The organism is Anaerophaga thermohalophila DSM 12881, from assembly GCF_000191885.1.
Lineage (GTDB): Bacteria > Bacteroidota > Bacteroidia > Bacteroidales > Marinilabiliaceae > Anaerophaga > Anaerophaga thermohalophila.
In genome coordinates this window covers 139,616-164,977 of sequence record NZ_AEWI01000013.1, presented here as the reverse complement: position 1 = coordinate 164,977, position 25,362 = coordinate 139,616, and the positions used below count along the sequence as shown (strand labels likewise).

General features: G+C 40.9%; 15 protein-coding genes. 8 read left to right on the top strand and 7 right to left on the bottom strand.

Annotated elements, in window-relative coordinates; genetic code table 11:
- The first annotated feature begins 220 nt into the window (after nt 1-220).
- Nucleotides 221-2,728: an AsmA family protein gene (locus ATH1_RS0105695; RefSeq protein ID WP_010418793.1), complete on the top strand. Its 2,508-nt coding sequence runs from the start codon at nt 221-223 to the stop codon at nt 2,726-2,728.
- An 18-nt stretch (nt 2,729-2,746) separates the two neighbouring features.
- Here ATH1_RS0105695 and ATH1_RS19020 read toward each other — a convergent pair whose 3' ends face one another.
- The 3 genes from ATH1_RS19020 to ATH1_RS0105685 form a co-directional block, all read right to left on the bottom strand.
- Entirely contained in the window at nt 2,747-5,536 is a 2,790-nt protein-coding gene (locus ATH1_RS19020; protein WP_010418792.1) for a UvrD-helicase domain-containing protein, read from the bottom strand.
- Entirely contained in the window at nt 5,469-6,032 is a 564-nt protein-coding gene (locus ATH1_RS22165) for a UvrD-helicase domain-containing protein (protein ID WP_010418790.1), read from the bottom strand. The genes ATH1_RS19020 and ATH1_RS22165 overlap by 68 nt, the downstream gene beginning before the upstream one ends.
- 510 nt (nt 6,033-6,542) lie before the next feature.
- Entirely contained in the window at nt 6,543-7,085 is a 543-nt protein-coding gene (locus ATH1_RS0105685; RefSeq protein ID WP_010418788.1) for a glutathione peroxidase, read from the bottom strand.
- A gap of 699 nt (nt 7,086-7,784) precedes the next feature.
- On the opposite strand from ATH1_RS0105685, the gene ATH1_RS0105680 reads away from it, so the two are divergent.
- Nucleotides 7,785-8,555: an MBL fold metallo-hydrolase gene (locus tag ATH1_RS0105680; protein ID WP_010418787.1), complete on the top strand. Its 771-nt coding sequence runs from the start codon at nt 7,785-7,787 to the stop codon at nt 8,553-8,555.
- A gap of 19 nt (nt 8,556-8,574) precedes the next feature.
- Here ATH1_RS0105680 and ATH1_RS19015 read toward each other — a convergent pair whose 3' ends face one another.
- A complete protein-coding gene (locus ATH1_RS19015) occupies nt 8,575-9,756 on the bottom strand; it encodes an MFS transporter (protein ID WP_010418784.1) in 1,182 nt (393 codons plus the stop codon).
- Between the two features lie 254 nt (nt 9,757-10,010).
- Here ATH1_RS19015 and asnA point away from each other — a divergent pair, with 254 nt between their 5' ends.
- The 4 genes from asnA to ATH1_RS0105655 all read left to right on the top strand — a co-directional run bounded on the left by asnA (nt 10,011) and on the right by ATH1_RS0105655 (nt 15,210).
- Nucleotides 10,011-10,967, top strand: coding sequence for an aspartate--ammonia ligase (gene asnA / locus ATH1_RS19010; RefSeq protein WP_010418782.1), 957 nt, complete (start codon nt 10,011-10,013; stop codon nt 10,965-10,967).
- Nucleotides 10,968-11,908: 941 nt separating this feature from the next.
- Nucleotides 11,909-13,111, top strand: a complete 1,203-nt coding sequence (locus tag ATH1_RS0105665) for a cofactor-independent phosphoglycerate mutase (protein WP_010418779.1) — start codon at nt 11,909-11,911, stop codon at nt 13,109-13,111.
- Nucleotides 13,112-13,131: 20 nt separating this feature from the next.
- A complete protein-coding gene (gene thrC / locus ATH1_RS0105660) occupies nt 13,132-14,433 on the top strand; it encodes a threonine synthase (RefSeq protein ID WP_010418775.1) in 1,302 nt (433 codons plus the stop codon).
- Between the two features lie 132 nt (nt 14,434-14,565).
- Nucleotides 14,566-15,210, top strand: coding sequence for a tetratricopeptide repeat protein (locus ATH1_RS0105655; protein ID WP_029163976.1), 645 nt, complete (start codon nt 14,566-14,568; stop codon nt 15,208-15,210).
- A 69-nt stretch (nt 15,211-15,279) separates the two neighbouring features.
- On the opposite strand, the gene ATH1_RS19005 is transcribed toward ATH1_RS0105655, so the two are convergent.
- The gene (locus tag ATH1_RS19005; protein WP_010418770.1) at nt 15,280-17,889 is read right to left on the bottom strand and encodes an ATP-dependent Clp protease ATP-binding subunit; all 2,610 of its coding nucleotides are present in this window, start codon (nt 17,887-17,889) and stop codon (nt 15,280-15,282) included.
- Nucleotides 17,890-18,140: 251 nt separating this feature from the next.
- On the opposite strand from ATH1_RS19005, the gene gyrA reads away from it, so the two are divergent.
- The gene (gyrA, locus tag ATH1_RS0105645; RefSeq protein ID WP_010418767.1) at nt 18,141-20,672 is read left to right on the top strand and encodes a DNA gyrase subunit A; all 2,532 of its coding nucleotides are present in this window, start codon (nt 18,141-18,143) and stop codon (nt 20,670-20,672) included.
- A 95-nt stretch (nt 20,673-20,767) separates the two neighbouring features.
- Complete coding sequence (locus ATH1_RS0105640; RefSeq protein WP_010418765.1) at nt 20,768-21,919, top strand: tetratricopeptide repeat protein; 1,152 nt, start codon at nt 20,768-20,770, stop codon at nt 21,917-21,919.
- Nucleotides 21,920-22,364: 445 nt separating this feature from the next.
- Here the strand turns inward: ATH1_RS0105640 and ATH1_RS0105635 are convergent, their stop codons facing one another.
- Together ATH1_RS0105635 and ATH1_RS0105630 are read right to left on the bottom strand one after the other, a co-directional pair.
- Nucleotides 22,365-23,666, bottom strand: coding sequence for a serine hydrolase domain-containing protein (locus ATH1_RS0105635; RefSeq protein ID WP_029163975.1), 1,302 nt, complete (start codon nt 23,664-23,666; stop codon nt 22,365-22,367).
- Nucleotides 23,667-24,050: 384 nt separating this feature from the next.
- On the bottom strand, nt 24,051-25,277 hold the full coding sequence (locus tag ATH1_RS0105630; RefSeq protein WP_010418759.1) for an Lnb N-terminal periplasmic domain-containing protein: 1,227 nt from the start codon (nt 25,275-25,277) through the stop codon (nt 24,051-24,053).
- Between the last annotated feature and the right edge of the window lie 85 nt (nt 25,278-25,362).

The following is a 25,362-nucleotide window of genomic DNA, read 5'->3' as shown; positions in this document are numbered from 1 at the left end:
AGAAAACTTTAATGATTTATTTCAAATAAATCTCTTTCCTTTTTTTTAAATTTGATTGCGAATAATAGATTGTTAGATTTATAGATGAGTCCCGATAAGCCGAATTGTTTACACAATTAATATCACAAATCGCAACTCTCTAATAATAAAAACTTTGCGTCATGGTATCTCTGCGTTAATGAGATGCATCAGACCAATAACTTAGATAAATTTTATACCAATGAAGCGATTTCTGCAAATTTTAGCGGGCTTAATTGTCCTTATTCTGTTGCTCTTGCTGATCATTCCTTCACTTTTTAAAGGGAAGATAGAGCAAAAAGTCACTGAGGTAATCAATGAAAATATTACCGCCACAGTGTCCTTCGATAAGTTCAGTTTATCGATGTTCAGGCATTTTCCTAATCTTGCAATGGGATTGGATGGGCTCACCATTGTCAATAAAGAACCTTTTGCAGGAGATACATTGCTCCATGTTGGTTCTTTTACCGCTAGTGTTGATTTATGGAGTGTCATCAGCGGTGATGCTATTCAAATCAATTCGATATTCCTTGACAGTCCGAAAGCATGGCTGAAAGTCAACCGCGATTCTGTGGCAAACTGGAATATTGTGCCTGTTAGCGAAGAGGTGGAGGAGGTTGAAGAAGATACGACCGCCGCTTCTGATTTTGCAGTGCAGCTTAAAATGTTTGAGATTCGTGATGCATCGTTTTCTTATGAAGATCAAACAATGGCTTTAGCTACTTCCATTGATGATCTTGACGCAGTTATGGAGGGTGACCTTTCCCAGAAAGCCACCAATCTTGACCTCAACACTTCTGTTCAGCGTTTCAACCTTCAGATGGAAGGAACAAAATTTGTGAAGGATGCTTTTGTATCTCTGGATGCCGTCATTGGTGCCGATCTCGGGAATATGGCATTTACCTTCAAAGAGAACGAATTTCGTTTTAATGAGCTGGTACTGGGCTTTGACGGGACTTTTGGACTGGTTGAAGAAGGTTATGATATGGATTTGAAGCTCGGTGCCAAAGAAACCAGCTTCAAAACACTTCTGTCCATGGTTCCGGAGAATTATCTAAAAGACTTTGAAAACCTTCAGACCAATGGCAATCTGACCCTGGAAGCTATAGCCAAAGGCAGATACATCGATTCTGATCATCTTCCGGCTTTCAACCTTGTTCTTAACGTAAATGACGGAAGCATTCAATACCCCGATTTGCCTGAATCCGTTGATGACATACAGATTGACGTTATAGTGGATAATCCCGGAGGAACGGCGGACAACACCGTTATCGATATTAATAAATTTCATTTTAATCTGGGTAACAATCCGTTCGATGCTTTTCTTCATGTTGAAACACCGGTCTCTAATGCTACCTATAAAGGCAATATGAAGGGGACCATTGACCTGGCATCACTGACCAGTGCCATTCCTGTGGACAGTATGGAATTGCGCGGCCTAATCACTTTAAACCTCACGGTAGACGGTGATTACAACATGGTAGAAAAAGAGCAATATGAAGATATTAAGGCCAACGGGAAATTCAACATGAAAGATTTCTTCTTTAAGACGACAGATTGGCCGCAAGGTTTCAAAATTACTACTGCCGATTTACAAATCACCCCCCGAACTATGGAACTGATTACATTCCAAAGCTCATTGGGAAGCAGCGACTTTAATCTTAATGGCAAAGTGGAAAATTATCTTTCTTATGCTCTTAAAGACGGTGTGTTACAGGGAAGACTCGACCATGGTTCCGGACTTATAGATGTCAACGAACTAATGCAACTATCCGGTGAAGATACTACTCAGGTAGAAGAAGATACCACCGCGATGGAGTTGATTGTTGTTCCCAAAAATCTGAATTTCACACTTAACAGCAATATCAATAAGCTGATATATGATAAGCTGACCATAACCAATGTGAAAGGCGAAATACGTATTGTTGACGGCAGAGTTATTCTGGACGGGTTGAAATCCAATATGTTGAGCGGTTCCATGGTTATATCGGGCGAGTACAACACGGCAGATACTTTGCGACCGTTTGTCAATTTTGATATGGCACTCCAAACCATCGATATCCATCAGGCTGTAAATTCTTTCAGTATAGTAGATTCCATTATGCCCATTGCTAAAAAGGCCTCAGGTACGGTTTCCACCAATCTCAAATTCAATAGTCTGATAGGGAACGATATGTCGCCCATCCTAAGTTCAATTAACGGCGGGGGGCTGCTTAAATCAAAAGGCGTGGAAATTTCGGAAGCGAAAGTGCAAAATGCCCTGGCTACTATGCTTAAAAACGATAAATACAGAAAAGCCCGGGCAGAGGATTTGTCGGTTAATTTTGTACTGGAAAACGGGAATGTGATTGTTAAGCCTTTCACAACCAATTTGTTCGGGAAAAAGTTGACGATTTCAGGTACCCAGGGATTGGATCAGCGTCTTGATTACACCATAAAAATGCCCGTAAGCAGGAGCGAGTTGAATAATGTTGCCGGTCTTTTGGGCGCTACTGTTCCTTCATCAGTTGATAATGTAATGGTTGATGTACTGGTGCAGGGAACGGTGAAAGACCCGCAACTTAAATTTAAACTTGATGATGAATTTAAAGATCAGGCAAAAGAAAAGCTTAAGGACGAAGTGGAAAAAGGCGTGGAAAAGCTGATGGAAGATGAAGATGTGAAAAAGAAAGTAGATGAAGTTAAGAATAAACTGAGAGATTTGTTTTAGTCGGGCACAGGTCCCGGGCTAAAACAATTTACCCTGAATCGCCTCATAATCAACTTTTACAATTTCATCATGCGGGACATACCAGATGTATCCTTTTACATTTGGATGTCCCATGTTTTTTATGCTTTTCATATATCCTTTAACCTGAGCCTGATGTTGGATGGTATCTTCTTTACCGAATTTATAGTCCACAACAATGGTTTCGTCTTTTCTGAGCATTACGCGGTCGGGACGGTGAATGTTTTTGTCCAGAATCGGCACCTCTGACAGGACTTTACAGGAGCCGTCGAACCAGCTTTGAACTTCTGGTTTCGAAAGCCATTTTTCCATGCTTTTACGGATTTGCGCCATTTCAAATTCATTAATTTTACCTTCAAACCACAATGTTTTCAAAGCATTATTGAGGTCGCTACGCACTTCGATCATTTCAAACAGGCGATGCATAATTTTACCGTACGAAGCGCCTTTCTCAACAGCTTCGTCGTCGAAATATTCGGTGCTTTCTGAATGAATCGAGATGCGTTCCCTGAATGAGAAAGTCTCAATGGTTTCCAGGCGATGCGTTTTAAAGGGTCTGCGTTCGTTTCGATTTTTTTCTTTGTTCTCTTCTTTTCTCTTTTCCGGAATTGGCTGTCCCGACAGGTATTTGAAGCTCCCTTCATCCCAGCTTCCGGGCAACGCTTCCTGATCGGTTTCGCGCGAGGTAAAATGAAACCATAAAAGGTCTGATACGGTGACCAGGTCTGTTGGTGCTTTTTTCTTTCTTTGACAAAAAACAGTTAACGAATGCCTGGCACGGGTAAATGCCACGTACATCAGGTTCAGATTATCGATGTATTGATGCATGAGCTCCTGCAAATATTCTTTGGCAAAACAGGTGTCTGCCAGTGATTTTTCATAATCTACCGGAACAAGTTCCAATTGGTTAAATGGTGCTTTTTGAGGTTTACACCATAAAAGGTTTTGTTGCCGTGAAGCATCCAGTTCCCAGTTACAAAACGGTATAACGACAGCTTTAAATTCCAGTCCTTTGGCCTTGTGTATGGTCATCACGCGTATGGCATTCTGGTTTTCGGGAACCATAACCGAGTCGTAGCGAATGCTTTTATCCCATTCGTCGAGGAACAATGCCAGATCCGCTGTTTCGCGTGAAGAAAAATGATTAATGCTGTTGAGAAGAGTCTGGATATAAATGCCTTGTTCTTTTCGTATTGCAGGGGGAAGCAGACGTACCAGTTCATCGGCTAAATCGTACAGGGGAAACGTTTGTTTTTCCGATAAAAATGCCAGATGTTCTTCCCATGTTCTGATCCGTGATGGATCATGAAAAACATCAGAAGCGTTAAATTGTGATTCGCTGTTTTCACGCTGATGCCTTTCCCAGTGAAGCCGGATGAAAGATTCGAGTACTTTGTCATCAGGATTTTGAATGAATTTCAGATGATTGATGATGAATAATACTGCAGGAGAGCTGCTTAGTTGAAGTGTTTCATTACTGATAACAGGAAGCGTCTTATTCTCCGGATGATAATCTCCTGACAGCAGGGCATTGGTAATGGCCGTTCCTTCATTTCTTTTCCGTACCAAAACACAAATGTCTGAAATGGCAAATCCATTGTTGATCAACTCGTGAATATGATTTACAGCAGCTTCGATGGCTGAATTTTGAAAATCTTCTTTTCTGTCAGCTTCCAGAAATGAAAAAGAAACGTGTCCTTCTTCTGCTGTTTTTCCCGAAGGCATTTTCTGCACAACATCCTGGTAGGCTTCCATGATTTGAAAATCGAATCCTTCGGGCAGGTCTTCATCAGGAATATCGTTGGGGGCTTTGTTGTTTAAATTTGCCTGTAAAGCCCTGGCAGCATGTTTGAAAAAGCCATTGTTAAATGCAATAACATTGCGGCTGCTTCGCCAGTTGGTGTCAAGTGTTTTTACCTGGGTTCCAAAAGTGTTAAAATCTTTTTCCACCTGTTCGGCCAGTAACGTCCAGTCCGAATTCCGCCAACGATAGATGGATTGTTTTACATCACCCACAAGCATAGCAAACTGATCCTGAGCCAGGCTGTTCCAAATGAGCGGCCGGAAGTTGGCATATTGAAGCGATGAGGTATCCTGGAACTCATCAATCATGTAATGCTCATACCTGGTTCCTGTGCGCTCATAGATAAATGGCGCTTCATCCTCGTGTATAATGCGCGACAACAAATGATTGGTTCCGGCAAGCAGGAATACATTTTGTTCCCTCGATATTTCCAATATCTTTTGATTGACATCATTAATAATTCCCAGGGTATAAAAATTTTTTATAATGGCTTTTGCCGTCAGATACTCTCTTTTACGTTCGTGGATGAAACCTGTCATTTGTCCGAGAAGATCATTTAATCCTCCTGTATAGACTTTTTCGATGGTATTATTGATATGGGCCGGATTACTTTTCTTTTGCCACGAATCGAGATTATTATATAAAGAAAAAATATGTGCTTCGTTGTATTTTTCTTCATTGGCGAGTTTGAGGAAGACCATCATTTTGCCACGGCTCCCGTTGTTGAAATCTTTGCTTATTTCAAGATTGTACCGGTTAATCAGAGCGAGGCCTTTTTCTCCATATTTTTGAAGTTCAGATTCATAGCTTCGAATTATTTGATGAAGCCGGGAAAGGTAGGAATTCATAAAGTGGCGGTTGGCCAGTTTTTCAGAAAGAATGCCGGCAACCGATTGATAGGCTTCTTTGAATATTTCTTCAGAAAAGGAACTGATCTCTCTGTTGATGTTCCAGCTTTTTCCCTCTGAGATTTTTTTTCTCTGCAAAGTCAAGAAGCCATCTTTTTATGGCCTCATGGCCTTTCATGTCTATTTCGAGCACAACGCGATCAATGGCCTGGGTGAGTATGGACTGATGGTCCAATTCGGTTCTGAAACCCAATTGAAGTCCGGCATCCCTTGCAAAAGCCCGGATAATCTGCTGGAAAAAACTGTCGATGGTATTAACAGAAAACCTTGAAAAATCATGCAACAAAAGTCTCAATATTAACCGGGCTCTTTCACGTACCTGAAGTTCTGTCATCCCCGTCTCATCTATCAGCTCATCCATGTAGTCGGGTTTGCTGCCGGTGAGATATCCAAGTTCATAAATCTTCTGCAAAATGCGCTGACGCATTTCGGCTGTAGCTTTGTTGGTAAAGGTAACGGCCAGAATATGACGATAAGCGAAAGGATCGTTAAACAGCAAGCGGATGAATTCACGGGTCAGGGTAAATGTTTTACCAGAACCTGCTGATGCACGGTATATTTTCAGTCGGGACATAAAAAATCGAAGTTATTTTCATCCGTATAAAAGTTATTTATTAAGTTCGGATGGAACTCGCATGCAAGAACTTATACATATTCTGATTGTGGCAAAACGTTGCCATGCTCGTTTCATCTGATTAGGTTGAGGTTGAGGATGAGGATGAGGATGAGAGTTCACCACTGATGACGCTGATGAACACAGATTATTTTTATTAACATCAATAAAAATCACATTTTACTCTGTTTGCTTTTTTTAGATTCTTCGCTCCGCTCAGAATGACAGACTGTCTAACGTCATTCTGAGGAGGTAACGACGAAGAATCTGTTCCCTGTTTTTGGTTTCTTTATGATTAGAGGTTAGATGGTGTTTATACATGTTCTTTTATAACAATCTTTGTCATGCTGCTCGTTTCGGATGTAAAAATAGAAAATAACTTCGAATCTGGCCAGACGGTTAAAGGCAAAAACTAATGTAAAATAATCTGAAAGTGGTGTCGTCAATAAGCTAAAGCCGGGGAATCTCTGCTTAGTCTTTAATCCAGGCGATAATTTCAGGGTCATCAGGCCTCGTTTTTGACGGAATTACTTTTTCAAGTTTCCCGTCGGCACTGATCAGATATTTCTGGAAATTCCACTTGACCTCACTGTCACTGACGCCATTCTTTTCTTTATTGGTTAACCATTGGTACAAAGGATGCTGGTCATCTCCTTTTACACTGATTTTTGCCATCATCGGAAAGGTAACGCCATAGTTGACATCACAAAACTCACGGATTTCCTCGGCCGTCCCCGGTTCCTGATTCATAAAGTTGTTGGCCGGAAAACCGATAATGACAAAATGGTCTTTGCCATACTTCTCATAAATATCCTGAAGTTGCTCATATTGCGGAGTGAACCCACATTTGCTGGCAGTATTTACAATCATCACTTTTTTCCCTTTCAAACTGGCAAAGTCGAATGTCTCTCCATCCAGGGTTTTTACTTTGAAATCGTAAAAACCGGTTTGTCCCGCAATAATGGATACTCCCGTGAACAAAAATACTGCAGTTAATAATGATTTTATCTTCATAAGTTTAAGATTTTAAAAATGTCTTTGTCTTAAAAAAAAAAAGTATAGTACTTGATTAATCCTGTAGCGGATTGTCAATCAGCTATTTGTGATTATTTGATTTTGTCTGTTAAAATACAACATATCAAGATAATACGAATCATTTATAAAACTAACAATCTATTGTATGTAATAGTTTGGTCAATGATAAACAATTAATCTGTGTGATGGTTTATTCCCGGGCGTAGAGGCCTGGATACCGTGATAGAAGTCGAATGTTTACAGATAACTAGTGCCAGCAAGAACACTAAGTTTTTTTTAGTCTTTGATAAGAAAGCGCCAAATACAAGGCTTTCGAAGTTTTTGAATCCAAGGAGTTTATTCTTCGTAAATAACTGATTCAAAAACGAGAATAACGCAGTAGTTGGTGTTTTCTTGCAAAGACTAACTACTTATCTCCACGATTAACTGTTGTTTGGGCTATGAAAAATGTGTTTTTAAATACCCGAAAATTAATTAAAATTGGGGCTTTAAGTTATTGAGTGCAGTATAAAAAGCATATTTTTGTCAAAATCAAAGCGTTTTAAATTTTTGTACCCGAATTAACTTGTTGTTGACGAGGATTCATCAGCATAAAAAACTGAGGGTCTTCGCACCTTTGCGTTTAGGCATATTTTCAGAATCGGAAGGAATTGATAATTAAACATAAAACAATATACTTTGAAAGTTACATTTTTAGGAACCGGAACTTCCATGGGAATTCCCATGATTGCATGTGATTGCGAAGTTTGTCATTCGTCAGATACAAAAGATAAGCGAATGCGTTCTTCTGTAAAAATAGAAACCGATGACCGTGTTGTGGTCATTGACTCGGGCCCGGATTTTCGTCAGCAAATGCTGGCCTCCGATACAAAACGACTGGATGCCATTTTATATACCCACGAGCATAAAGACCATACTGCCGGACTCGACGATGTCAGGGCATTCAATTGGATAAACAAACAACCCACACAGCTTTATGCCGAAGAACGAACGCTTAGCGCGTTAAAGAAGGAATACGCTTATGCTTTTAAAGATGAAGATGAAAAATATCCCGGCGTACCTGATTTGATACTGAACGAAATAAACGATCATGCTTCGTTTAAAGTTTTCGGTATTCCGGTTGTTCCTGTTCGGGTGTATCACCATCTGATGCCTGTTCTGGGATTCCGTATCGGTAATTTCAGCTATATTACCGATGCCAGCCGTATTCCTGATGAGAGCATGTCAAAACTTAAAAACAGTGAAGTATTTGTTATTAACGGACTGAGGATAAAAGAGCACATCTCACATTTTAATCTTGAGCAGGCCATAGCTATAATAAAAGAACTTGAACCACGGCAGGCTTTTATTACCCATATCAGTCATCACATGGGCTTACATGCGGAAATATCTAAACAACTCCCGGGAAATATTGCACTGGCTTATGACGGATTGGAGATTGAAGTTTGAGATCAGTACCCGGCACTAATTAGTAATTTTTCAAAGTGTTCAGAAATAAAGAAACCGTAGAGAGAGCTAATGCCATAAAGACAAGCCCGACGATTAACAGCGCCTGAGCAAGCGACAGTTTATCACTGAGCCACCCGAAAAGGGGTGCTATAACAGCAAAAAGAGCCCGTATCAGCAAATTTCGAACCGATAAAACGGTAGCTCTTATTTCTGACGGTGTAATTTGGTTGATGTAATCCTTCAGGACAGGTGTTGCCACACCTCGTGCCATGTAAAAGATTCCCAGAAGTAGCAAAAAGAAAAAAGCCTGATGCGTGAGTCCCCCTGCCACAAAACCTCCGGTAATTAACAGGCTGGTGGTCATTACGGTAATCTTTTTCCCCATTTTCCTTTCCAGCCTCGACGAGAATAGAGTTACCGTTCCTACCAAAATGTTCAGAGCTGTGGCGGTGCCCCCGATGAAAATCTCCTTAAAACCAAACTCATCGAGCCGCAGCTGGTACACCCATGCCATGGTGAGTGTACTCGTACCAATGATAGACGAATAGATCAGATTCCATCTGAGTCGGATGTTTTTCACAAGTGCATAATGTACTACTTTTAATATGTCTCTGAATCCTGGTCTCCCAGGCTTTTGCTTTGATGGTGGCTCAAGCAATGTAAACGCGGCGGGTACTGCCAGAAAAGCAATGCCGGTCTGAAAGTAGAAGGGAAGATGCAGACTGATCTCCGCAAGGGCACCGCCAGCCAATCCCGCCAAAGCCTCCGAGTAATTCCCTATCGAATAGTTTATCCCCTCGTATTTGAGATATTGATGACTGCGACCATCCGATTTCAGCGAGTCAAACAACATTGCTGAATCGGCGCCCGAAACAAAACTCTGCCCGATACCTAAGGTCATTTCCGCTGCCAGAAACATCCAAAATCCCCCGCCAATTGAGTAAAACAGGAAGCCCAGCGTACCCAATATTGCACCCAAAATGAGGGTTATTCTTCGCCCAAGTATGTCTGCCAGGTAACCCGATGGTACTTCAAAGATAACAACGCTGATACTGTATATGGCTTTAAGCTGAAAGGATTGTTCATGGCTCAGACCCATATCCTTATAGAACAGCATAATGATGGGCATGGTCAGCATGAACCATTTCGCTGTTTTTATAATGTACAGCCTTATTATATTCCTGCTGTAATGCTGTTCCATCTCTTTATTTTTGCCGCAAAGATAGATAATAAAAATTCGGCGATGCCTCCTTTGGGTATTTCAATTTTTTGGTTAAAACAATAAATGAGTCTGATCCTGAAAGAACTATTTTTGTCATACTCGTTTCAATTAATTAAAAAAACAGGGCTATTATATGATAAAATGATAAAAAATGTGTCCAAAAATTTTTTAATTGTAATTTAGGTGCGTAATTTTGTGAAGAAAATAAAAGTATATTTCGTATTTCAACAATTATGATAGATAAACTATTCATTCCCAAAGGGTACCGGCCTTTGTTGGATTTGAAGCAAACCGAACACGCCATAACGGTCATTAAAGATGCATTTCAGTCGGGGTTGTCTTCCGAATTGCGATTAAGAAGAGTAACAGCCCCGTTATTTGTTCTGAAGGGCACAGGCATTAATGATGATTTAAACGGAACGGAACGTCCCGTCACATTTCCGGTAAAAGACCTTGGCGACAAAGAAGCCGAGATTGTTCACAGTCTGGCAAAATGGAAAAGAATGGTGCTCACCGACTATGATATTGAGCCTGGATTTGGAATTTATACCGACATGAATGCCATTCGTCCCGACGAGGTACTTGATAATACGCATTCAATTTATGTCGATCAATGGGACTGGGAACGTTCTATTAATAAAACCGACCGCAGCGTCCGGTTTTTAAAGAAAATAGTGAAGAGCATTTATGAAGTGCTGAAAAGAACCGAATTTATTCTTTACGAAAAATATCCGCAACTGACTCCGCTTTTGCCATCAAAAATTCATTTTATACATAGTGAAGAGTTGCTTCAACAATATCCGAATCTTTCTCCCAAAGAGCGGGAAGATGCCATTTGTAAGAATTACGGTGCTGTTTTCTTAATCGGAATTGGCGGGAACTTATCCAATGGAGAGCCTCATGACGGCAGAGCCCCTGACTATGATGACTGGAGTACAATGGGCGAAGAGGGATATCCGGGATTAAATGGTGATATTTTACTCTGGAATCCTGTTCTTGAGAGAGCGTTTGAAATTTCATCCATGGGTATTCGTGTTGATGCCGAAGCATTACAGCGACAGTTGGAGATCAAAGATTGTACTTTACCGAAAAGATTTTCTTTTTCACCGGCGTCTGCTGAACGGCGATTTCCCTTTAAGCATTGGCGGCGGTATTGGTCAGTCGCGCCTGTGCATGTATTTCCTGCGTAAAGCGCATATTGGTGAAATACAGGCCAGCATTTGGTCTGATGAAATGAGGCAGATTTGCAGTGAACATAATATACCACTGGTTTAGAGCTGAGAAAGGGTAGGGGCAAAGGGTATGCGTAAGAACAAAATTCCGGTCATTCAGGGATAAATGGATATGCCGATGCAATAACAATTCCCGTTTCATTTCTTTCTTCATTTAAAAAGGTCTATTTTTGTCCGTTAGCTAAACGTGAGCCCGGTCAAAACAGATGGATTTTGTCAAGGGCATGGTGTAGTAACATTTATGAGTGCAGGATAAAAAGCATATTTTTGTCAAAATCCAGGCATTTTAAATTTTTGTATAGGAGTTAACTTGTTGTTAATGAGGATTCAAATATTTAAAACAACAACGAGTTTGGCAACAAAGATGCTTTTTAGATTGGGCTCATTTATTCCCACAACAAGAATATATGTAAATACTCGCTAACCAGTAATCATCAAAGAAACCAAAAACAGGTGGCAGATCCTTCGTCGTTACCTCCTCAGAATGACAAGAGGCCCTTTGTCATTCTGACGAAGGGGGAGAATTTTAAAAAAGCAAACAGACTAAAATGTGATTTTTATTGATGTTAATAAAAATAATCTGTGTTCATCTGTGTCAACTGTGGTGAACTCTCAACCTCGACCTCAACCTTAACCTCAACCTCAACCTCAACCTCAACCTCAACCTCAACCTCAACCTTAACCTTAGCTGTTTGTCATCCTGAGCGGAGCGAAGAATCTGACATCAATTAAAGTATGATAAGATGAATACAGATAAGCCGGGACGAGGTTGCATCAGACCAATAAAATAACTTATTTTGTACGGGTGAAACGAGCATGACAAAGTTTGTCACAATAGAACATGTATAAAACGCTTGCATGCGAGTTCCATCCGACCTTAATAATTAAATTTTATACGGATGAAATATATTGTTGTTTTGGCTGATGGTATGGCTGATTTGCCCATACCGGAATGGAATAACAAGACACCCCTGATGATGGCCCGAAAGCCGGTTATGGATCATCTTTGTTCAATAGCCCAAACAGGCTTATTGCAATCGGTTCCGGAAGGAATGCATCCGGGAAGCGAAATTGCCAATATGAGTATTTTGGGATTTGATCCCCGGAAATATTTTCCGGGCAGGGGCGTCCTTGAAGCTGCTGCTCTTAAAATACCTGTTCGCCCCGACGAACTTGTGTTCAGATGCAATTTGGTGACCGTTGAAAACGGAAAATTGATGAATCACTCGGCCGGTCATATTTCCAACGAAGAAGCTGAAGAACTCATACAGTCCCTAAATGATGAGTTTATTAAAGACGGAGCTCGTTTTTATCAGGGCGTAAGCTACCGGAATCTTATGATGCTTCAGGGTGGTGAAGGTGATGTCATCTGTCGTCCGCCACACGACCATCCGGGCGAGGAAATGGCCAGACTGTTACCTGAAGGGACAAAAGTTGGCAATCAAACAGCTGAAACACTTATTTCTTTGATAAAACGTTCTATTAAACTTTTAGATAAGCACCCCGTAAACGTGGCAAGGAAAAAGAAGGGACTTCCACCTGCCAATGCTATATGGCCATGGTCGCCCGGAAAACCCGGAGGATTTCCGACTTTCAAAGAACGATGGGGGATACATTCCGGTGCAGTTATCTCTGCAGTCGATTTAATTCGTGGCATCGGAAGTCTTGCCGGACTTGATAATATTTATGTCGAAGGCGCTACGGGATTGTTTGATACCAATTATGAAGGCAAAGCAGCTGCTGCTGTCAGCGCTCTTAAAAAAGTCGATTTTGTATTTTTGCATGTGGAAGCCGCTGATGAGGCCGGACACGAAGGTGACAAAGAGCTTAAGAAACGGGTCGTGGAGGACTTCGACCACAGACTTCTGAAACCGTTATGGGAAGGGATCAAAAACATGGAAGGAGAGGTTTCGCTTGCTTTGTTGCCCGATCATCCTACCCCTTGTGCTCTGCGCACTCACACTTCCGATCCGGTTCCTTTTCTTCTGATAAAACCAGGCGAAAAACCAGATAGTGTTTCCGTCTTTGATGAGTTTTCTGTTAAGAACGGTTCCCTCGGATTGCTGAAAGACGGAGAGGTTCTTCAAAAACTATTCTCCTGAGTCAATTTAATTTTATACGAATGAAGTACATAAGCATAGGCTCAAAGCAACAATCGGTATCTTTATCAGAAGGCATATTTAAAGGCCTTTCCGATGATGGCAGTCTTTTTATGCCCGAGCAGATACCCTATTTAGGCAATGACTTTTATGCCTCACTATCAGGTTTTTCTTTGAACGAAATTGCTTTTTCGGTACTTCGGCCATTTGTAGAAGAAGAAGCAGATGATGCAACGCTTCGGCAAATGGTGGAAGAAACCTTTTCTTTTCCCATTCCGTTGGTGAATATTCACGACAATATAAATGTTCTGGAATTGTTTCATGGTCCTACGCAAGCTTTTAAGGATGTAGGTGCAAGATTTCTTTCACGCCTGATGAGCCGGCTCCATCCTGTAAAGGATAAAAAAATGGTGGTATTAACCGCTACCTCGGGCGATACAGGTGGCGCTGTTGCCCATGGTTTTTACAAAGTACCGGGGATAGAGGTTGTTGTGCTTTATCCCAGAGGAAAGATAAGCCCTTATCAGGAGAACCAGATGACCAGTCTTGGCTATAACATTCATACCATAGCCGTAGAGGGTACTTTTGACGACTGTCAGCGCCTGGTTAAACAGGCTTTTAATGATCGGGAACTGCGGAAGGATGTTGCGGTTACTTCGGCCAACTCCATTAACCTGGGACGGCTTCTTCCTCAGATGGTTTATTATTTTCATGGTGTAGCCGACATTCAGCGAAGACTACCGGGCGCCAAACCGGTAATTTGTGTTCCAAGTGGCAATTTTGGTAACATTACAGCTGCTGTTATGGCTTATCGAATGGGGCTTCCGGTGAAACGTTTTATCGCGGCTACCAATGTCAATGACGTGGTTCCAAGGTTTTTGAAAACGGGAGATTACAATCCCCGCGATACAATTGTTACTTATGCCAATGCCATGGATGTAGGTGACCCGAGTAATTTTCCACGACTCTATTATTTGTTTGAAAATAACCTGGAACAACTCAGACGTATTTTCTCAGCAGATATAATTACGAATAAGGAAATTCTGGAAACCATTCAATCTGTTTTTCAACAACATAATTATCTTTTGGACCCACATTCGGCAACAGGATATTTAGGATTGACACGCGATATAAAGAGCGATGAAGCCGGTTTCTTTGTTTCTACAGCACATCCCGTGAAGTTTGTTGAAATCATTGAAAAAGTTTTGCCCGCTGAAGCAGAACGGTTAAAAAAGGAGTTTGGGGCGGATACCGTTTTACAAGGTGACACTGAGAATATGCCTGTGTCATATAAATTACTGAAAGATAGATTGATGAAATTGTAAAAATCATTTCTTTTTAAAGAATTTTAAGGTTTGGCCTGTTTTTTGTTTCTTAATTTTAAGAAAAGGGCTATTTTTATGCCCTCAAAAAGAAACGAAACAAAAATTATAACATTATTAAAAATTGAACGCGTTATGAAGTATTTATTGACAGTTAGTTTTGTGTTGTTTGCGCTCGCTGGAAGTGTTTTTGCCCAGGAAAAAACGGCTGCAGAGTTAAAAAATGAAGGGAATGATGCACTGCGGAATAAAGACTACAAGGCAGCCCTTGAGTTGTACGAAAAAGCGCTTGAAAACTGGAGCGAAGAAGAGCCTGTTGATGAGGCAATGGTATACAATATGGCCACCTGTGCACGCAGAATCGAAGATTATGATAAGGCCATAAAGTATTATAAGATGAGTGAGCAACAAGGATTTCGCGAAGACATTTCTTCTTATTATATCGCTTACTGTTTGAACAAACAGGACAAAGAAGAAGAAATGGAGAAGACCTTGGTAAATGCCATTGAAAAGTATGGTTCCAGCAAGTATTTGGGACACATGAAAAAAATGCTTGTAACCTATTATCTGAAAAAAGGCTCAGAACCATATAATGAAGCCTCCCAAATTTTGGCTTCGGCTCAAAATGCTGACCCTTCTCAGTACGACGAGATTAATGCCCGTGCTAATGAAGCTTTTGCGAAAGCCAAACCATGGTTTGAAAAGGCGCTGCAATACGATCCTGACAACGAAAGTGCAAAAGCTACGCTTGAAGAGATCAATAATCGCCTGAGTGAATAGAGAGAAACTACTTAAAAAAAAAACCCGACGAAAATTTTCGCGGGTTTTTTTTTAATTAAATCATAAAAATCAGTTTTTGGAATTCTTCGCCTGTTTATTTTCTTTCTCCACTTTTGTTTCCCATTCTGCCTCTGGCTTATTCTCTACTTTTTTGTCTGTAGAAGAACCATCTCTTTCCTTTAGAATTGAAGTGGTCAGTTTCTGATTGGATTCGTCATATTCTACTTTTATGACATCTCCTTCGCTGATAGAAGCCTGAATGATAACCTCTGCCATCTCATCCTCAAGGTATTTCTGAATAGCCCGTTTCAGTGGTCTTGCACCATACTGCACATCAAATCCTTTCGAAGCAATGAAATCTTTGGCCTGTTCAGATAATTCGAGTTTATAGCCAAGTGATTCAACACGTTGGTAAAGACCTTTCATTTCAATGTCAATAATCTTTCTGATATCATCTTTTTCAAGATTGTTGAAAATAATAACATCATCTATACGGTTCAGAAATTCAGGAGCAAAAGTTTTCTTAAGCGCTTTTTCAATGACGCTCTTGGTATATTCGGCGTCGCTCTTCTGACTTCCGGTCGAAAAGCCTATACCACGGCCAAAATCTTTCAACTCCCTTGTTCCGATATTTGACGTCATTATAATAATGGTATTTTTGAAATCTACCCTGCGCCCCAGACTATCGGTTAATCTACCTTCGTCCAAGACCTGAAGGAGGATGTTAAAGACATCGGGGTGGGCTTTCTCAATTTCATCGAGCAATACGACAGAGTAGGGGCGACGACGAACTTTTTCGGTCAGCTGTCCGCCCTCTTCGTATCCGATATATCCGGGAGGTGCACCAACGAGTCGGGATACACTGAATTTCTCCATATATTCGCTCATGTCGATGCGTATAAGAGCATCGGTCGAATCAAAAAGATATTGTGCAAGAACTTTTGCCAGATGCGTTTTCCCAACACCAGTAGGTCCCAGGAATACGAAGGAGCCAATAGGACGGTTTGGGTCTTTAAGTCCTGCTCTGTTACGCTGAATGGCTTTCACAATCTTCGCAATGGCATCATCCTGACCCACAACTTTCCCTTTTAGCTGTTGTCCCATCTGCATCAGTCGTGCGCCCTCGGCCTGCGCAACCCTCTGAACAGGGATGCCCGTCATCATGGCTACCACTTCGGCTACTTTTTCCGCATCTACAGTTTCACGATGTTTCTGGAGTTCCTCTTCCCACTTGGCTTTAGACAGCTCCAGTTCATCGAGCAACGATTTTTCTTTATCACGGAAGCTGGCGGCCAGTTCAAAATTTTGGGCTTTGACAGCTTTTATTTTGTTTTCTTTGGTTTCTTCAATTTTTTGCTCCAGTTCAAGAATGGTTTCCGGCACAACAATATTGCTGATGTGCACCCTTGAGCCGGCTTCGTCGAGAGCATCAATGGCTTTGTCGGGCAGATGCCGGTCGGAAATGTATCTTTCTGTCAGTTTTACACAAGCTTCTATTGCCTCAGGGGTGTAATAGACGTTGTGGTGATCTTCATATTTTTCTTTAATGTTGTTGAGAATTTCTATGGTCTCATCAACCGAAGTAGGTTCTATCATGACTTTCTGGAACCGACGTTCCAGTGCACCATCTTTTTCAATGTGCTGACGGTATTCATCCAGCGTTGTTGCCCCGATACATTGAATTTCACCACGGGCAAGAGCCGGTTTCAACATGTTGGCAGCATCCAGTGATCCGGTAGCACCTCCGGCCCCCACGATGGTGTGAATCTCATCAATAAACAATATGATGTTAGGATTTTTTGACAATTCATTTAATATGGCCTTAATACGTTCCTCAAATTGTCCCCTGTATTTTGTGCCGGCAACAATTGAGGCAAGGTCAAGGGTGACAACCCGTTTATCAAATAAAACCCTCGAAACTTTTTTGTTGATGATCCTGAGGGCCAGTCCTTCAGCAATGGCCGATTTTCCAACTCCTGGTTCACCAATCAGCACCGGGTTGTTTTTCTTTCTGCGGCTTAATATCTGTGCCAGCCGTTCAATCTCTCTTTCACGACCAACAATGGGGTCAAGTCGTCCTTCTTCGGCGGCTCTTGTAATATCAATGCCGAAGTTGTCGAGCACGGGTGTGTCGGAACCAGACTTTCCGGCTCCTGGTTTTCCGCCTTCATGCCCGCCTCCGCCGCCTCCTTGAGAAGAAAACGGGGATTCGGCATCGTCATCATCCGGCATTTGAGCTTTTCCCTGAAAAGATGCTTTTTCGGCTATTGCTCTAAGCTGATCGTATTGTACATTGTAATCCTTCATAATTTCCGAAATTGTGCTGCTGCGGTCTTTTAGCAGGGCCAGTAAAAGATGCAGCGTATTTACTTTTGTACTTTTCAATGCCCTGGCTTCCAAATGAACAATCTTTAAAATTTGTTCTGTTGATTTTAAAAGAGGTAACTGGTCGTTTTTGTTCAATGGTGTTTTCTCTTTTATTCGACGCTCAATGGTGTCGCGTAGGTGATCAACATCCACGCTAAATTTGCTGAGCACTTTCCCTGCTTTGGTTTCAGGGTCGTTAAGCAAACCCAGCATAAGGTGTTCCGGGGCCAGGAAAGGATTTCCCAGCCTTGATGCTTCCTGTTTACTAAACGTCAATACCTCTCTTATTTTTGGTGAAAAATTTAAATCCATATTTATTTTTAAAAATTTTATATCTCATTTAAACAAAAACCATGCAACAATTATATTAATGTCAATATAACAGGCAATATAATGTTCCAAAAATACTATAAAAAGAGCAAAACTCCCAGGATAGAATCGTAAGAAAAAAGAACCCGCGTTACTTTCCGGTTCGGGCGGAAATGATTAATTTAGGGCGGCAAAAAAACGGCCCCTATTGAGAGCGGCCTTTTTTTTATGAGACTCATCTAAAAATTGTATAAATGGCTGATGGAGAAAGAATAATTAAAATCAACATTGAAGAAGAAATGCAATCGGCGTACATCGATTATTCGATGTCGGTGATTGTTTCACGTGCTTTACCCGATGTTCGTGATGGGCTGAAGCCGGTTCACAGACGTGTTCTTTTTGGGATGCATGAATTGGGGATGTCGCCTAATAAGCCTTATAAGAAGTCTGCCAGAATTGTAGGCGAAGTTTTAGGGAAATATCACCCGCATGGCGACTCATCTGTGTACAACGCGATGGTTCGTATGGCTCAGCCCTGGTCGATGCGCTATATGCTTGTCGATGGTCAGGGTAACATGGGTTCGGTCGATGGTGACAGTCCTGCTGCAATGCGTTACACAGAGGCACGTATGAACCGTCTGTCGGAAGAGATGCTGGCAGATATTGAGAAGAATACTGTTGACTTTCAGTTCAACTTCGACGATTCATTAAAAGAGCCAACGGTATTGCCAAGCAGGATACCTGCATTGTTGGTTAACGGTACTTCGGGTATTGCCGTAGGAATGGCAACCAATATGCCACCACACAATTTGGGGGACGCAATAAATGCCATTGTGGCATATATTGATAATCCCGATATTGATGTTCAGGAACTCATAAACATTATTCAGGCGCCTGATTTTCCTACCGGAGGTATCATTTACGGGTACCAGGGCGTTAAAGAAGCCTATGAAACCGGGCGAGGACGTATTGTTATCCGGGCTAAAACCGAAATCGAGACTGATAAAAGCGGTCGCGAAAGGATTATCATTACCGAGATACCCTATATGGTCAATAAGGCAGAACTTATTGTGAGAATTGCCGACCTTGTCAATGAAAAGAGAATTGAGGGGATTGCAAATGTCAATGACGAATCGGACCGGGAGGGAATGCGAATCGTTATTGACCTGAAAAGAGATGCCATTGCAAATGTGGTGTTGAATCACCTTTATAAAAATACAGCACTGCAGTCTTCTTTCGGGGTTAACAATATTGCATTGGTTCACGGGAGACCCCAATTGCTTAATCTGAAGGAGATTATTAAATACTTTGTCGAACATCGCCATGATGTTGTTACCAGACGTACAAAATTTGAACTCGATCAGGCTGAGAAGAGAGCCCATATTCTGCAGGGGCTTATTATTGCAAGTGACAATATTGATGAAGTTATCAAGATAATCAGAGGCGCCCAAAGTCCTGATGAAGCCCGCGAAAAATTGATTGAGCGTTTCGACCTGACAGATGTTCAGGCCCGGGCTATTGTTGATATGCGTTTGCGTCAGCTGACCGGACTTGAACAGGACAAATTAAGAGAAGAATACCAGTCACTGTTGAAAGAGATAGACCGCCTGAAAGATATTCTTGAGCATGAACATTTGAGGATGGAGATCATAAAAAATGAATTGCTCGAAATTAAGCAAAAGTATAATGACCCCAGGCGTACCGAGATTGTTTATTCATCGGAAGAATTTAATCCGGAAGATTTTTATGCCGATGAAGAAATGATCATTACTATTTCGCACCTTGGTTATATAAAAAGGACTCCCTTGTCCGAATTTAGAACGCAAAATCGGGGAGGGGTTGGTTCAAAAGGCAGTACCACGAGGGACGAAGATTTTATTGAGCATATTTATCCTGCTTCGATGCATAATACAATGCTCTTTTTCACAAAAATGGGGCGCTGTTTCTGGCTCAAAGTTTATGAAATTCCGGAAGGAAGCAAAAATTCAAAAGGACGAGCCATTCAAAATCTTCTTCAGATAGACCCCGAAGATACTGTGAAAGCATTTATACGGGTGAAACAATTGAATGATGAAGAATATATAAATTCTCACTATATCTTAATGGGCACCCGCAAGGGTATCATCAAGAAATCTTTGCTGGCCGACTATTCACGGCCGCGTCAATCAGGGGTTATCGCCATGGGTATAAAAGAAGGTGATGAACTGATTCAGGCGCGTCTTACTAATGGCAAAAGTGAAGTATTGATGGCGACACGTTCGGGAAGAGCCATTCGTTTCAATGAATCCAAGGTGAGATGTATTAGTCGCATCGGTCAGGGCGTGAGGGGAATAACTCTTGATTCAGACCGGGATGAAGTCGTTGGCATGATTTGTGTTAAAGACAAGACAGACGATATTCTTGTCGTTTCGGAAAAAGGTTATGGAAAACGTTCCAGCCTTGAAGATTACCGGGTCACCAACCGTGGTGGTAAAGGAGTTAAAACGATGAAAATATCCAAAAAGACCGGGGACCTGATTACCATAAAAAATGTGACCGATGATAACGATCTGATGATTATCAACCGCTCAGGAGTGACCATCAGAGTGGCGGTTTCCGATATTCGGGTAACCGGCCGTGCTACCCAGGGGGTTAGATTGATCAACCTGGACAAAAAACAGGATATGATAGCTTCTGTTGCAAAGGTTATATCTGAGGCCAAAATGGCTGAAGAAGACATTACTGAATCCGGTATTCTTGAAAAACAGTCGGATGATGCTCAGGAAAATGAAGAAAATAAAGAATAAGTCCGCTCTTTAAAAAGAGACGTTTAGGAGTGAACTCAAGAATATAAAATATTTGAATTTAATTTGTAAAATCCACTCAAAAACAGAAGATAAATATGAAAAAGTTATTATTTATTGCGATTGCACTATTTACAGTTGCTGGTGTATACGCACAAAAAGGAAAAGTAAATGCTGCCGAGGCTTATCTGGAAAATGGAGATATTGAAGCAGCCGAGGAGCGCATGCAAGATGCGTTTGAACACAAACGGTCTAAAGATTGGCCTAAAACATATATTGTTGCGGCCAAGCTGTCGACAGCGAAATACAAAAAGGAAAAAGATATTCAACTCCTGAAGGATGCTGTTGACTATTACATGAAGGCTATTGAACTCGATAAGGCAGAGAAGGGACGTTTTGAAAACGAAATTAAAATTGCATTGACTTTTTTCCAGAATGAGTTGACCAATGCCGGTATAGAAGGCTTTAATGAGCAAAATTATGAAAATGCAATGGTTGCATTCGAAAATGTTTTGAAAATCAACAATCTGGATATGTTCCAGACAGAAGGTGAAATAGTTGATACAGCCATTATCTATAATACTGCACTGGCAGCCTACAATGCCAAAAAATGGGACAAAGCAGCTGAATACCTGAACAAATCCATACAATATAATTATGGAGGAGGTGATGCTGTTTTGTTATTGCATCAGGTCTATACCAATATGCAGGATTCTACAGAGATGGAAGCGAATCTGAAGAGAGGTTTTGAAAAATATCCCGATGACGATCGCATACTGACACAACTGATCAATTATTACCTCGAGACACAGCAGAATGACGAGGCTATGGAATATCTCAACCAGGCCATTGGAAAAAATCCGGAAAATCCGACTTATTTCTATGCCCGTGGTGTGCTACACGATCAGACCCGGCAGTATGATGAAGCAATTGACGATTACAAAAAAGCGATCGAACTGAAAGATGATTATTTTGATGCATTGTATAATCTCGGGGTTATATATTACAACAGGGCCATTGAGCAAATGAATGTGGCCAACGAAGAAACAGACCACAAGAAATTTAAGGAAAAAAAGGCCAAAGCTGATAGTCTGTTCCAAGAGGCATTGCCTTATATGGAAAAAGCTTATGAGCAAAAACCGGATGAAATTCCTGTTATGGAAAGCTTGAAAAGTTTATACTATCGATTTGAAATGAACGATAAATATGATGAAGTTTCTGCTAAACTTGATTCTTTGAAAGGGGAATAATAATCCTAAAATCGTTTTATAAGAAATAGAAGGTGCGAAGTTCTAAATTTCGCGCCTTTCTTTAATTTTTGTTATTAAACATAATGTCAATTATAAGACAAACATATAGATTGTTTTCATCAGAATAGCACTAAAGTATTGGAAAGTATTGGAAAGTATTGGAAATTTTACAAAAGTCATCCTGTCATGAGATGTACATGAGATGTAAAAATTTTCGCAGTATGGCGGCTTGAGCACAAAAGCAAAATACTTTTGATTTACCGCACAATAGTGATTATGAAACGAACATGACAATAAATAATTATCCCAACTTATCCGGTTCTTGCCGCAAGAGTTGTTAATATACAAAAACTCGCTTATGCACGAGAAAATTAAATAATTGGGTGTTGTCCGCAATGCATTTTTACTTCTCTTGCGGTTTTTTTGATAAAGCCGGATTAAATCCTTACTCATTCCAGTTGCTGGCAAGGTCAAACAGATTGTATCGAGGCCAATCAGGCGTTCTGTTGATTGCCCTGTCCATCATTCTCCGGATATCAGTCGCCAGCATCGGGCCTTTCCAGGTGCTGCCGTTGAGCAGGATGACATAAGAAAATCCGTCATCACGTCGAACCATCAGCGCAGAAGTACCTGCCAGGGTACCTGTACGATACCATGAATGCGACTTTACGCCCCGCCATCCTAAAGGATCAAGATACGGTTTTTCCGGAGAAGTCATAATTTCAACAGATTCCTTGGTAAGAATATCTTCCGGAATGTTCATTCCGTCAATGGCAAGCATAAACCTAAGAAGATCGGTTGATGAGGCGATCCAACCGCCGGCCGGACCTAATGTTTTTATATCGTTTCCTCCGTAACACCGGGGAACCATTTTTTCATTGCTGCTATGATCTTTGACAAGATAAGTATCGGAAGGCTCATAATATTTTACTTCCAATTCGGCCCTGTCGGCCAGATAACTACCGCCGATACGCATGTCAAAGATGCCAAGCGGATACAACAGGTTTGTTTTAATGAACGATTCATAATCGTCGCCACTGACCTTCTCAATAACCTCTCCCAGAATAGCATATCCCAAATTGGAATAAGACGAGCGCGTTCCTGGTTTAAAGTGTAACCGTTTTCCAAGCATAAACCGGATAATATCCTTTCGATCCACGGGCAACTCCTTATTCAAGCCCCGTGCCACCACCTGCGGAATAAACATGGGATCACCCCAGCGATTGGTCCATCCGCCCGAATGATTAAGCAGATGAATAATTTTTATCTCTTCAACAGTTTTATCCGCATAAGCATCAAAAGGATAATCATTTAAGATTCCATCCGGTCCGAACACATGATCATCGAGATTAAGTTTACCCTGCTCCACTAATTTCATTATACCGGCAGCAGTTATCAATTTGGAAACACTGGCTATTCTAAAGAGATGGTAGGGTTCGGTACGAATTCTGTTTTCTTTGTCGGCCCATCCATACCCCTTAGAGAAAACCATTTCTCCATCTTTAGCAATAGCAACAGATGCTCCGGCCATTTCATTATAATCAAGAAACCGTTTCACGGAATAGTCAATTTGATCAAAAGCTGGATCATCTGAAAAAAATCCCGAAATCCTCAACGAAGAAGCAACCGGTTCGGGTGGCGTAAAATCCGTACCGAATGATTGAATTGAGGGACCTGTGATATATTTTGTGGCAAGACCCGATAAAAGGCCTGCCAATATTAAGAAGACGATCTTGTGTCTTTTCATAATACCCAATTATAACCGAAAAAATGTTGTTAAAACAACTTCAAAAAATCTTTACAAAAACAACCATTTTCGGATATAATGAATTAAATTCATTATAAACCCTGTGACTATTTGTGCGACAAAAATAATGTTTTTATTAAAAGGCAAAGAATTATAGAACGTTTTATTTAGGTATATAAGTCATAAAAGTTTCGTTTTTGGAAAATTGTATCAAAAAAGAGACTATTTGTTTATCATAATTAAGGCTGTCTAAGCCTTCTATTTCTGAGTAGATCCATTAGTTGGGGGTGGAATTGGTTTCATCCGTATATAATTTACTTAAGTTATTGGTCTGATGGAACTCGCTTGATTGATTTTATACATATTCTTTTGAGACAATCGTTGTCATGCTCGTTTCATTCGGGCAAGACTCCATTTGACAGCCGCAGGAGATGAACGAAAAAACAAGATCAGCGAAACAGCAATAAATTCATCGGGGATGTATTGAGGCAAAAAGGCTACTGAAACAAAAAACACAAAAAGTAAAACCACCAAAGCCTTCTTTACAAATGTAACCAATAGATTTTTTACATTTGTGACAAAAATGAACCAAAAAGGATTTGCCCAAAGTAAATTCCAGTTTGGACTTGTAACCGAATGATTAGAAATAAATGCAAGGTACGAAATAACTATTCCTGCTGCACCTACAATAAAATAAAGCACAACATCAAAAGGCCGTAGGTTAACGGTTCCAAAGACTTCCGCAAAAGAAAGGAACAAAATCAGTACGAACAAACCCCAAAAGACCAAAGATGGCGATATGGTGGAATGCGATTCTGACGATATATCCTGACCGGTAAAATCAAGAACAACTGAGTGAGATTTAACTAAGTCAACAATATTACCGTCGGTGTTTTGATATTTTATTCCGGCAAATTGCTCCATTAAATAATCAGGAAGAAACATAACCGTCAATGAATCGGTTTCTGCATCAGCCTTTGCGCCCAGTACCAAATCAATGCCGCTCCTGGTCCATGGTTTTCTTTCGAGATAAGGGTGAATCGCTTTCCTGAAGGTTAAAGTAGTTGTTGAAGCGGGCGCATTTTCAAAATAAATGGCTCCGGGCAACTGTTCAATAATGATATCTGCTACCCGGGTAGCACAATTATCATAGAAAAAATCATACCTGTAAGCCCTGTTTTCGGGGCGGGCATTGACCATTAATGCACGAAATAACCTGTTTTTTTGAGTATTGGTCAGGTTGAGCTCCTGTTGCCATACTGTACGTCCGGTAACAAAATATTCCCTTAGAAAATTCTTAAACGAGGTAACAGACAGGAGATAATCGAGGTTGCCATGGCCAAACTTCAAGTAAAAAAAAGGCGTATTAAAATCGAAAGTGCCATAATTGAAAACAAGATCAATTTCATTTTTCGGATCGGATACACGAATGGCCGTGTGACCGAATACTGAATACAATTCATTTCCTGGTGCACAGGTCAATACCGACACGGAAGCCTTTTCCGACAGTTCCTGTCCCTGAATAGAAAAAATGCTGGTGATGACCAATATGGCAGATAAAATTATTCTACGGAAACCCGAATATAATAAGTTTACAAATGTAACCAACATGTTTATTTTGATTTTTTAGTTTACATCATAAAAGTCACACATTGCGGAAGTTTAATCAGCCGTGTCAGAGGAACAATTTGCTGCT